This is a genomic window from uncultured Aquincola sp., from assembly GCF_964001545.1.
Taxonomy (GTDB): Bacteria; Pseudomonadota; Gammaproteobacteria; order Burkholderiales; family Burkholderiaceae_C; genus Aquincola.
Genome location: NZ_CAXFDV010000338.1, coordinates 1 through 9,983, shown reverse-complemented (window position 1 = coordinate 9,983; position 9,983 = coordinate 1). Strand labels below are relative to the sequence as shown.

General features: G+C 70.6%; 11 protein-coding genes. 6 read left to right on the top strand and 5 right to left on the bottom strand.

Features of this window, described 5'->3' with window-relative positions; all coding sequences use genetic code 11:
- Positions 1–112: 112 nt before the first annotated feature.
- Positions 113–1,636 (bottom strand): PLP-dependent aminotransferase family protein, encoded by a 1,524-nt coding sequence (locus ABNT58_RS11740; protein ID WP_348753660.1) that lies wholly within the window; start codon positions 1,634–1,636, stop codon positions 113–115.
- A gap of 96 nt (positions 1,637–1,732) precedes the next feature.
- On the opposite strand from ABNT58_RS11740, the gene ABNT58_RS11735 reads away from it, so the two are divergent.
- The 4 genes from ABNT58_RS11735 (at position 1,733) to ABNT58_RS11720 (ending at position 4,808) form a co-directional block, all read left to right on the top strand.
- A complete protein-coding gene (locus ABNT58_RS11735) occupies positions 1,733–2,197 on the top strand; it encodes a rhodanese-like domain-containing protein (protein ID WP_348753659.1) in 465 nt (154 codons plus the stop codon).
- The gene (locus tag ABNT58_RS11730; protein ID WP_348753658.1) at positions 2,191–2,685 is read left to right on the top strand and encodes a GNAT family N-acetyltransferase; all 495 of its coding nucleotides are present in this window, start codon (positions 2,191–2,193) and stop codon (positions 2,683–2,685) included. Before ABNT58_RS11735 ends, ABNT58_RS11730 begins: the two co-directional genes overlap by 7 nt.
- A gap of 70 nt (positions 2,686–2,755) precedes the next feature.
- A complete protein-coding gene (locus ABNT58_RS11725; protein ID WP_348753657.1) occupies positions 2,756–3,430 on the top strand; it encodes a response regulator transcription factor in 675 nt (224 codons plus the stop codon).
- On the top strand, positions 3,417–4,808 hold the full coding sequence (locus tag ABNT58_RS11720; RefSeq protein ID WP_348753656.1) for a sensor histidine kinase N-terminal domain-containing protein: 1,392 nt from the start codon (positions 3,417–3,419) through the stop codon (positions 4,806–4,808). The genes ABNT58_RS11725 and ABNT58_RS11720 overlap by 14 nt, the downstream gene beginning before the upstream one ends.
- An 83-nt stretch (positions 4,809–4,891) precedes the next feature.
- On the opposite strand, the gene ABNT58_RS11715 is transcribed toward ABNT58_RS11720, so the two are convergent.
- From ABNT58_RS11715 to ABNT58_RS11705, 3 genes are all read right to left on the bottom strand, one after another.
- A complete protein-coding gene (locus ABNT58_RS11715; protein WP_348753655.1) occupies positions 4,892–6,418 on the bottom strand; it encodes a tripartite tricarboxylate transporter permease in 1,527 nt (508 codons plus the stop codon).
- A 4-nt stretch (positions 6,419–6,422) separates the two neighbouring features.
- Positions 6,423–6,845, bottom strand: a complete 423-nt coding sequence (locus ABNT58_RS11710) for a tripartite tricarboxylate transporter TctB family protein (RefSeq protein WP_348753654.1) — start codon at positions 6,843–6,845, stop codon at positions 6,423–6,425.
- A 125-nt stretch (positions 6,846–6,970) separates the two neighbouring features.
- Positions 6,971–7,375 (bottom strand): TerB family tellurite resistance protein, encoded by a 405-nt coding sequence (locus ABNT58_RS11705; RefSeq protein ID WP_348753653.1) that lies wholly within the window; start codon positions 7,373–7,375, stop codon positions 6,971–6,973.
- Positions 7,376–7,593: 218 nt separating this feature from the next.
- Here ABNT58_RS11705 and ABNT58_RS11700 point away from each other — a divergent pair, with 218 nt between their 5' ends.
- Both ABNT58_RS11700 and ABNT58_RS11695 read left to right on the top strand, forming a co-directional pair.
- Positions 7,594–7,944, top strand: a complete 351-nt coding sequence (locus ABNT58_RS11700) for an HPF/RaiA family ribosome-associated protein (protein ID WP_348753652.1) — start codon at positions 7,594–7,596, stop codon at positions 7,942–7,944.
- Positions 7,945–8,035: 91 nt separating this feature from the next.
- Positions 8,036–9,499 carry a CapA family protein gene (locus ABNT58_RS11695; RefSeq protein ID WP_348753651.1) on the top strand — a complete coding sequence of 488 codons (1,464 nt, stop codon included), beginning with the start codon at positions 8,036–8,038 and terminating at the stop codon, positions 9,497–9,499.
- Positions 9,500–9,514: 15 nt separating this feature from the next.
- On the opposite strand, the gene rbsD is transcribed toward ABNT58_RS11695, so the two are convergent.
- On the bottom strand, positions 9,515–9,922 hold the full coding sequence (gene rbsD / locus ABNT58_RS11690) for a D-ribose pyranase (protein WP_348753650.1): 408 nt from the start codon (positions 9,920–9,922) through the stop codon (positions 9,515–9,517).
- Between the last annotated feature and the right edge of the window lie 61 nt (positions 9,923–9,983).

The window sequence follows — 9,983 nt, the reverse complement described above, 5'->3', positions numbered from 1 at the left end:
TGATCGTTTCCAGCGTCTGGATCAGCGAGCGGATGCGGGAGGCATCTCAGGGCTGGACGCTCATGCGGCTCGCGCTCCTTGTTGAGCTGACCCTGTCTGCCGAGCCATGCCATCAGGCCCTGCGCGCGCTTGTCGGGCAGCGTCTGCTGGCTGACGATGCTTTCGGGTGCCCATGGCGGAATGGGGCGGGCTCTGCTTTCGTCAATGGCAAGCCGGCGAGCGCCTGCACAGCCTCGTCGATGGTAGATGGCGTCAGCGCCGCGAACCCCAGCCGCCAGCCTTCGGTGCGCGGCACCGTGTGGTACAGCTCGCCCAGGCTGGGCGTGGCGATGCCGCGCTGCGCGGCCAACCGGGTGAGCCGCTGCTCGCTGCCCGGCGGCAGACGCACCGCCATCTGCAGGCCGCCGCGGCTGTCCAGCGGCTCGGCCCAGGGCAGGTGGCTGTGCAGGGCCTGCAGCAGCGCATCGCGCCGGCTGCGGTACAGCTGGCGCATCAGCCGCAGGTGGGCCGCAAAATGGCCTTGCTCCAGGAAGTCGGCCGCCACCGCCTGCATCGGCTGCGAGGGGTGGCCGTCGTAGGTGCTGCGGGCGGTGACCAGCGGCGCCACCAGCGCCTCCGGCAGCACCATGTAGGCCAACCGCACCGAAGGGAACAGCGACTTGGAGAAGGTGCCGATGTAGACCACGCGGCCATGCTCGTCCAGCCCCTGCAGCGCTGGGGTGGGGGTCTGGTCGTACAGGAATTCGCTGTCGTAGTCGTCCTCGATCAGCCAGGCTCCGGCCGCACGGGCATGGGCGATGAAGGCCAGGCGCCGCTCCAGCGACATCGCCCGACCGGTGGGGAACTGGTGCGAGGGCGTGAGGTAAATGAGGCGAGGGCAGGGCCGCGTGGGGTCCAGCGTGGCGCCCTGGTCGTCCAGCGCCATGTCCACCCGCTGCGCGCCGCTGGCGGCAAACGCAGTGTGTGCGCCGGCATAGCCGGGGTCTTCCATCCACACCGCGTCGCCTTCGTCCAGCAGCGTGGCCGACAGCAGCTGCAGCGCCTGCTGCGAACTGGTGAGCACCAGCACCTGCGCCGCGGTGCAACGCACCCCGCGCGACTGCGTCAGGTACCGGGCGATGGCTTCGCGCAGCGCAGGCAGGCCTTGCGGGTCGCCATAGAACATCAGCGCGGCCGCGTCGTGGCGCCAGCGACGTTGCATCAGCTGGCGCCACAGGTCGGTGGGAAAGGCCTGCAGGTCGGGGCTGCCGGCGACAAAGGCACGGGGCCGATCGGGTTCCACGCAGCCGCCGGTGTCCACCATGCGCTGGCCGCGCCGCGACAGCGCCGCCGGCTCTGGCGGCGTGCGCCGGGGGCGGGCGGTGCGGGGCGCGGTCGGGCCCATCTCGATGGCGATGAAGCTGCCCTGGCCCACCTGGCGTCGCAGGTAGCCCTCGGTTTCCAGCTGGGCGTAGGCCGCTTCCACCGTCACGCGCGAGAGGCCCAGGTCCTGCGCCAGGTCGCGGCTGCTGGGCAGGCGGTCGCCCAGCCGCGCCTGGCCGCTGCGCACGGCCTCGCGCAGGGCGGCGCACAGCCGCTCGCGCCGGCCGCCGCCGGCCTGGCCTTCGAACAGGGTGAACAGCAGGCGCGGCTTCATGGTCTTATCGATTGCCTGAATTTGGCATCAAGCATAAGACCAACGGGCCACACACTTCCGCCATCGACACCCACCTGCCCTCACCGAGGAACTTCCATGATCCAGACCGTCACGCCCGCTTCCAACGTCCTGGCCCTTCCGGCGCCCACGCCCGAGCAGTCGTGCGACTTCATGGCCGCCAAGCTCAGCTACCACGCCGACGCCTGGGACGTGGCCGAAGACCTGCGCAACGGCATCGACGCCATCGTCGTCATCGACACCCGCTCGCCAGCGCACTACGCCGTCGGTCACGTGCCCGGGGCCCTGAGCTTTCCGCACCGGACCATGGACGCGCAAAGCACTGCCCACCTCGATCGCAGCAAGGTGTACGTGACCTATTGCGACGGCATCGGTTGCAACGGCTCCACCAAGGGCGCCTACAAGCTGGCGCGCCTGGGCTTTCAGGTCAAGGAGATGCTGGGTGGCCTGGACTTCTGGGTGCGCGACGGCCAACCGGTGGCCACCGGCCCCGAGCGCGGCAGCATGCCGGCGGCCCGCCCGGCCATCGAGTGCGCATGCTGATGGCGGCGGCCGACGTTGTGGCGGATGTGGTGGAGGACGTGGTGGCGAATATGGTGGTAAGGGCCGCCGGCCCGGCGGATGCCGCCGTGCTGTCGCGCCTCTGTGCGGCCCATGCCGCCCACGAGCACATCCGCCACGAGGGTGAAGGCCATGCCGAGCGGCTGGCACAGGCGCTGCAAACGCATCGTCTGCGGATATGGCTGGGCCTGATGGGCGGAGAGCCGGTGGGCTACGCCAGCACCACGCTCGACTTTTCGACGCTGGACGCGCAATCCTTCGTGCATCTGGACTGCCTGTACCTCGAACCCGGGGCGCGTGGCCTGGGCCTGGGCCGGGCCCTGATGGCCACCGTGGCGCAGTACGCCCGCGACATCGGTGCGCGGCAGCTGCAATGGCAGACGCCGGTGTGGAACGGGCAGGCCGTCGGCTTCTACGACGCGCTAGGTGCCTGCCGGTTGGACAAGTGCCGCTACACATTGGCGGTCTGACCAGGAGGCTGCACGTTCGGCGCTAGCATCGGCGCCCCGTGCCCACGCGCACGCCGCTGATGTCCTGATCGTGCACATCCTCCTGGTCGAAGACGACGCTCCCCTGGCCGAATCCATCGCCGCCGCGATGCGGGCCCAGGGTTGGCGGGCCGACGTCAGCCCGCGTGGCGAGCCGGTGCCGGCCTCGCTCAAGCAGGACCCGTACGACGTGCTGGTGCTCGACATCAACCTGCAGGGCATCGACGGGCTGGAGACGCTGCGCCGCGTGCGCGAGCAGGGCTCCTTCCTGCCGGTGCTGATGCTCACCGCCCGCGACGGCGTGGAAGACCGGGTGCGCGGGCTGGAGCTGGGCGCCGACGACTACCTGGTCAAGCCTTTTGCGCTGACCGAGCTGCTGGCGCGCCTGAAGGCCCTGGTGCGCCGGCATGAGCTGCGCCGCAGCGAACACCTGGTGGTGGCCGCGTTGCACTACGACGGCCTGACGCGCGAGGCCCGCATCGGCGACAAGCCGGTCAAGCTCACGGCCCGCGAAGGCATCGTGCTGCAGTACCTGATGACCAAGACCGGCCAGATCGTGCAGCGCGAGCAGCTGGCCGCGCTGGTGCCCGGCTGGGATGCCGGCACCAGCGACAACGCGCTGGAGCTGCTGATCTCGCGCCTGCGCAGCAAGATCGAGCCCGGCGGCGTGAAGCTGCGCACCGTGCGCGGCCTGGGCTACCGGCTGGAGCCCGATGCCGCCGAATGAGGCCCAGCCCACGCTGCGCCGCACCCTGCTGGTCGGCCTGCTGGTGCCGCTGCTGGTGCTGGTGCCGCTGACCGCGGCGGTGATCTACCGCCTGGCGCTGATCCCCGCGCTCGACGGCCTGGACCGTGCGTTGACCGACACCGCGGTGGCCTTGTCGCGCATCGTGCAGCTGGATGCCGACGGCGTCACGCTGCCGCTGTCGGCGCAGACCGCACGCGCGCTGCAGGCCGACCTGGTCGACCGCACGGTGTTTGCAGTCGGCGGGCCGGATGGCCGCGCGCTGGGCGGTGAGCCCGCGCTGCTGGCCTTGGCGCCGCCCTTGCCGGCCGGCCAGTGGTCGTTCTTCGATGCGCAGTTCGGGGCGGACAGCGTGCGCGTGGCCGCCCATGCCATCGCCTGCGGCAGCCCCGAGCGGGTGTGCGCCATCGTGGTGGCCGAAACCCTGGGCAAGCGCCACCAGGCCGAACGCGCGGTGGTGCTGGCTTCACTGGCCGGTGCCACGGTGCTGGCGCTGGTGCTGGTGGCGCTGGCCATGCTGGCGGTGGCGCGGGGCCTGCGCCCGCTGCAGCGGGCGGCCGCGCAGGTGGCCTCCTTGTCGCCCGCGGCGCTGGCCCCGGTGGACACCCGCGGCGTGCCGCGCGAGGTGGTGGGCTTCGTGCATGCGCTCAACGGCCTGCTGGCCCGCATCCGCGATGCGGGCATCGCGCAGCGCGCCTTCATCGCCGATGCGGCCCACCAGCTGCGCACGCCGCTGGCGGTGATGCGGGTGGAAGCGGCGCAGGCCCTGAGCACGCCGCACCCCGAGGCGCAGCAGCCGATGCTCGAGCGCCTGCATGCGGCCGCCGAGCGCGGCGCGCGGCTGGCGCAGCAGCTGCTGTCGATGGCCCGCACCGAGAGCTTTGCGCTCGACCCGCAGCAGCAGCCGGTGCAGCCGGTGGACCTGCGCCCCTTGATCGCCGATGCGGCCGACCGCTGGCTGGAGCCGTCGATCGAAGCCGGCCAGGACCTGGGCTTCGAGCTGCAACACGCGGTGGTGCAAGGCCACCCGGTACTGCTGGAAGAACTGGTGGGCAACCTCGTGCACAACGCGGTGGCCCATGCCGGCCGCGGCGCGCGCATCACCGTGGCCTGCGGCGTGGACGGCGACATGCCGTGGCTGTCGGTGGAAGACGACGGCCCCGGCGTGCCGGAAGACGAGCGCCCGCTGCTGTGGCAGCGCTTTCGGCGGGGGCGCGAGGCCGGCGGCACCGGCAGCGGCCTGGGCCTGGCCATCGTGGCCGACATCGCGCGGCTGCATGGCGCGCAGGCCGAGCTGCAGGCTGGTGCGGGTGGGCGAGGGCTGAAGGTGCTGGTGCGCTTTCCGGCACCGGGCGCCTGAAAAGGGCCACGCCCTGTCGCCATCGCCAGATGGGCTGGCGGGGCGACAGGGCGTGGCGAGACTGCTGGCGGGGCAGTCAGCGGTCAGGCTGCCGTGGCGGTCGAGGCCGTCGGCAAGGCCGCCTGCATCCGCGCCTTGCGCGACTTCTGGAAAAAGACCACCAGCTGCCAGATCACGAAGGCGGCGATCAGGCCCAGCAGCGTGCCGCTGATGGGGCGCTCGACGAACACCGAGAAGTGGCCGCGGCTGATCAGCATCGCGCGCCGGAAGTTCTCTTCCAGCATGGGGCCGAGGATGAAGCCCAGCATCAGCGGCGCGGCGTCCAGGCCCAGGCGCATGAACACGTAGCCGGCCAGGCCGAAGGCCGCGGTCACGAAGATCTCGTCCAGGTTGTTGTTGACGCTGTAGGTGCCGATGCAGCAGAAGAACAGGATCGACGGGAAGAGCACCGCGTACGGGATCTTGAACACCGACAGCCAGTAGCGCACCAGCGGCACGTTCAGCAGCAGCAGGAAGCAGTTGCCCACCCACATCGAAGCCACCAGGCCCCAGAACAGCTCGGGGTGGCCCGAGATCATGTTGGGGCCGGGCTGGATGCCCTTGATGATGAAGGCGGCCATCATCAGCGCCATCACCGCGTTCTCCGGGATGCCGATGCTCATCAGCGGGATGAAGCTGGTGCGGGCGGCGGCTTCGTCGGCGGCGGCCTGGCCGGCCACGCCTTCGATGGCGCCCTGGCCGATCTCGTCCTTGTACTTGCTGACCTTCTTGTCCAGCGCGTAGGCCGCGAACTGGGCGATCACCGGGCCGCCACCGGGCAGGATGCCCAGGAACGAACCCACCACCGAGCCGCGCAGCGCGCTGGGGATGATGCGCTTGAATTCGGCCCAGGTCGGGATCAGGTTGATCTTGCCGTTGAAGGGCGTGCGCTCTTCGCGGGCGTCCAGGTTCTTGGTGATCTCGGCGATGCCGAAGCAGCCCAGCGCGATGCTGACCAGGCCCACGCCGTCGGCCAGGAAGGGCAGGTCGAAGGTGTAGCGCGTCTGGCCGCTGGTCACGTCGGTGCCGATCTGGCCGAGCAGCACGCCGATCAGGCACATGGCCAGGCCGTTGAGCAGGCTGCCGGTGGTCACGAAGCTCACGCAGACGAAGCCCACCAGCATCAGCGCGCAGTAGTCGGTGGGGCCGAACAGCAGCGCCACCTCGCCCAGCGTGGGCGCCAGGCAGGACAGCACCACGATGGCCACCGTGCCGCCGATGAAGCTGGAAAAGCCCGCGGTGAACAAGGCCAGGCCGGTCTGGCCCTTGAGCGTCATGGCATACCCGTCTATACAAGCCACGATGCTGCTGGCGTGCGGGATCTTCATCGTGATCGCACTCACACTGTCGCCGTACTGCGCCCCGTAGTAGATGCCGGCCAGCATGATGAGTGCGCCGGTGGTCGGGATGGAGTAGGTCAGCGGCAGCAGCAGGCTGATGGTGGCCAGCGGGCCCAGGCCGGGCAGCAGGCCCACCAGGGTACCCACGGTGCAGCCGATGGCGCAGAACAGCAGGTTCTGCCAGGTCAGCGCATGGCTGAACCCGAAAGCAAGGTTGTGCAGGATGTCCATGGCGTCAGAACAGCGGCAGGTTGAGGCCCAGCAGGTGCTGGAAGCCGAAGGCGACGAGGATCAGGCAGGCCGAGACGATGGCGTTGCGCTTGATCGAGTACGAGGTGCCGGCGAACGCCGAGATGAACACCATGACGACGATGCCCACCGCCATGTCCAGGTACAACGAGGCCAGCGCCATGCCGGCCAGCGAGGCCATGATGAGCGCGATGTTCTTGACGTTGAAGTCCATCGGCACCGGCGGCACCAAGCGCGATTGCACCAGCATCGCAATGGCGATCAGCCCCAGCAGGCTGCTGATCATCAGCGGGAACAGGCCCGCGCCGGCACGGCTGAAATTGCCGATGGGAAAGTTGAGCAGTGCACCCAGGCCGAAGCCGAGCGATACCGCGAGGAGGAAGAGTCCTCGGACCAGGTTCTGGTTCATGGTGGTGGCGGAAGAAGTGGACGCGAATCACTCTAGGACTGCGTCTTCCGCACACCACGACGGTTTCCACGTAGGACAGGAAACCGACAGCTTTCAGGGCCCCGCGCGGGGGCCCGGGCCGGGCGTCAGGCGAAGGCCAAGGGCATGGCCTGCGGCCAGTGACGGCGCACGGCTTCCAGCATCGTCTGCTCGCCGTCGCTCAGGTGCGCATCGGCCGCGGCGGCCGCCAGGGCGAGCTGCACCACCTTGCGCTGCAGCGGCAGGTCGGTCACGTCGCGCATCAAGGCGCCCAGCAGTTCGGCATCGACGCTGCCGGCCAGCCCGGCGCCGTGGGGCGCGGCCATCAGCAGGTCTTCGCACAGCGCCTGCACGATGGCCGGCATCGCGTCGGCAGGCAGGCCCAGTTCACCGGGCAGGTCCTTCTCTTCCAGCAGGGCCAGTTCCGACCGGCAGACATGGCCGTCGGAGATCAGGACCAGCGCGACGATGCGGGCGGCGGCTTCCGGGCTGTTGGCGGGGTAGTGGCGCATGGAACACTCCAGGTGCAGTGATGAAGGAAGCTGCACTGTGCCGGTTGGATGCTTCGGTAAAAACAGGGGTTTGGTTGACGGATGCATCGGCAAAACTGAAGTGTTGGCAGGCGGCAATGCACAGGTTCTTCCTTCGTCAACCTCAGCATCAGCCTGATTTTTCCAGGCGGCTCCGCGGGCTACGGTGGGGGCCTGTGCAACCCCTTTGGAGAGCCACGATGCAAGTCGTCTTCACCTCCCGCGATCCTCAGGCCGCCGGCCTGCGCCAGCTGGCCGAGCAACGCCTGCGCTTTGCGCTGCGCCGCCTGAAGACGCGGGTGCCGCGCGCCGAAGTGGAGCTGTCGGACGTGAACGGTCCCCGCGGCGGCGTCGACAAGCGCTGCCAGCTGGCCCTGCGCACCGACGGCGGCGGCCCGGTGGTCGTCAGCTCCGTGGCCGGCGACTGGCGCAGCGCCCTCGACCGCGCGCTGGCCCGTGCCACGCGCTTCCTGCTGCGGCAGGCGCGGCGCGGCCAGGACTTCCGCAAGCTGCGCCAGCGCGCCCGGGCGCAGGAGACCGAAGCCGCCTAGTCTGGCGCGGCGCAGGCTGCGGGCTCGCATACTCCCGGTGTCCGGCCACGCGGCCGGCCGACGTTCATCGACCCAGGGAGACCGCATCACGATGAGCCTGCGCCAGACCTCACCACCGCTGCCGGCGTGCACCCCTCCCGGGCCTGCACGCCGTCTTTCAACGGCCTGGCGCCGGGTGGCGGCGCTGTGCGCGACCCCGGTGCTGGCGCTGGCCCTGGCAGCCCCGCCTGCGCACGCGGCCGGCCCCGCAGCGGCCACCGAACTGCTGTGCAGCGCCCGCACCGGTGAAGAGACGGCCACCTTGCGCGTGCCCGCCGGCCGTGATGCCTGGGCGCCCGCCGTGGCCGCCGTTGGCGAACGCTTCGAGCTGCGGGTGCAGGCGCTGGCCGACGGGGCCGACACGCAGCAGGTGGGTCGCGTGGTGGTGACGGTGGTGGACACCGACGAGCCCCAGCGGCCGCAGGTGCTGGCGCAAGGCCGCTGGTCAACCGTGGGCCAGCCGGCGCTGGATGCCGCCGCGCCCTGGCAGCCCACGCTCACCGGCTGGCAGCGCAGCTATTCGCCCGCGCTGGGCCGCGAGCTGGCCTGGGGCTGCGCCGTGGTGCAGGCCGGTGCCACGCCAGCGGGCTGGACCGATGCCGACGCCACGCAGCCGCTGCCTCGGCAGCCGGCGGTGGCCAGGGCTGCACCCGATGCAGGCCAGCCCACCGGCACCCGCACCGTGCGCCTGGCCTGGATGGGCGACGTGATGCTGGCCGACGGCCCGGGCCGGGTGATCGCCCGCGGCCAGGACCCCTTCGCCGCCATGGCGGCCGACCTGAAGCAGGCCGACCTGCGCATCGCCAACCTCGAATGCGTGATCGCCGACAACGGCCGCGCGCTGCGCAAGCCCTGGACCTTCCGCGCGCATCCGCGCACGCTCAAGGTGCTGCAGCGGCATGTGGATGCGGTGTCCCTGGCCAACAACCATTCGGGCGACTACGGGCCGCAGGCCTTGGCGCAGATGCTGGGCCGCCTGCAGCAGGCCGGGCTGCCGCACTTCGGCGGTGGCGACAACCAGCGCCAGGCGCACCAGCCGCTGATCCTGCAGCGCAACGGGCTGCGCATCGCGCTGCTGGGCTACAACGAGATGTTCCCGCGTGAGTTCGAGGCGGGGCCGCGGCGCCCCGGCATCGCCTGGGCGAACGACGAGCAGATCGTGGCCGCCATCCAGGCGGCACGCCAGCAGGCCGACGTGGTGATTCCGTACATGCACTGGGGCCAGGAACACAGCACCACGGCCCATGCGCGGCAGCGGGCGCTGGCGCGGCTGATGATCGCGGCCGGCGCCGATGCGGTGGTGGGCACCCACCCGCATGTGCGGCAGGACACCGAGCTGATCGACGGCAAGCCGGTGATCTACAGCCTGGGCAACTTCGTGTTCGACGGTTTCAGCGATGCCGAGAACAACACCGGCAGCCTGCTGTGGATGACGGTGGGCGCCCGGGGCGTGGTGGACTGGCAGCTGCAGACGGTGCGCATCGACCCTGAAGGCCGGCCGCACCCGGGGCGTTGAAGCTCAGGCCAGGGCCTAGAACACGACGCCGGCGTACAGCACCACATTGCGGTAGGGCGTGAATTCGCCGGTGCGCACCACGGCGCGGGCGCTGCGGGTGGCCTGCTTCAGCTCGTCGTGGCTCACCGCGGTGACGCTGGCGTCGATGGGCGCCACCCAGGCGGGCAGGGCGCCGCCGGCTTCGCAGGCTTCGGTGGCAATCAGCGCCCGCTCCACCTGCATCTCGCTAAGCACCGCGGCCAGCACGTCGTCAAACGCCGGCACACCGCGGCTGACGGCCAGGTCGATGCGCTGCGGGCCGCCGTGGCCCTGCGGCGCATCGGGGATGGGCAGGCCGGCATCGCCGATCACCAGCGCATCACCATGGCCCAACGAAGCGATCACGCGGGACAGTTCGGCATGCAGCAGGCGGTTGCGCTTCATAGGGCACTCCAGGGCGGGGGTTCGGGCATGGCATCCACTTCGGACGCCTGCGGGATGGAAG

Coding starts and splice junctions, on each gene's coding strand:
- ABNT58_RS11740 (WP_348753660.1), bottom strand. CDS start 1,636: ATGAAGCCGCGCCTGCTGTTCACCCTGTTCGAAGGCCAGGCCGGCGGC.
- ABNT58_RS11735 (WP_348753659.1), top strand. CDS start 1,733: ATGATCCAGACCGTCACGCCCGCTTCCAACGTCCTGGCCCTTCCGGCG.
- ABNT58_RS11730 (WP_348753658.1), top strand. CDS start 2,191: ATGCTGATGGCGGCGGCCGACGTTGTGGCGGATGTGGTGGAGGACGTG.
- ABNT58_RS11720 (WP_348753656.1), top strand. CDS start 3,417: ATGCCGCCGAATGAGGCCCAGCCCACGCTGCGCCGCACCCTGCTGGTC.
- ABNT58_RS11715 (WP_348753655.1), bottom strand. CDS start 6,418: ATGGACATCCTGCACAACCTTGCTTTCGGGTTCAGCCATGCGCTGACC.
- ABNT58_RS11710 (WP_348753654.1), bottom strand. CDS start 6,845: ATGAACCAGAACCTGGTCCGAGGACTCTTCCTCCTCGCGGTATCGCTC.
- ABNT58_RS11705 (WP_348753653.1), bottom strand. CDS start 7,375: ATGCGCCACTACCCCGCCAACAGCCCGGAAGCCGCCGCCCGCATCGTC.
- ABNT58_RS11700 (WP_348753652.1), top strand. CDS start 7,594: ATGCAAGTCGTCTTCACCTCCCGCGATCCTCAGGCCGCCGGCCTGCGC.
- ABNT58_RS11695 (WP_348753651.1), top strand. CDS start 8,036: ATGAGCCTGCGCCAGACCTCACCACCGCTGCCGGCGTGCACCCCTCCC.
- rbsD (WP_348753650.1), bottom strand. CDS start 9,922: ATGAAGCGCAACCGCCTGCTGCATGCCGAACTGTCCCGCGTGATCGCT.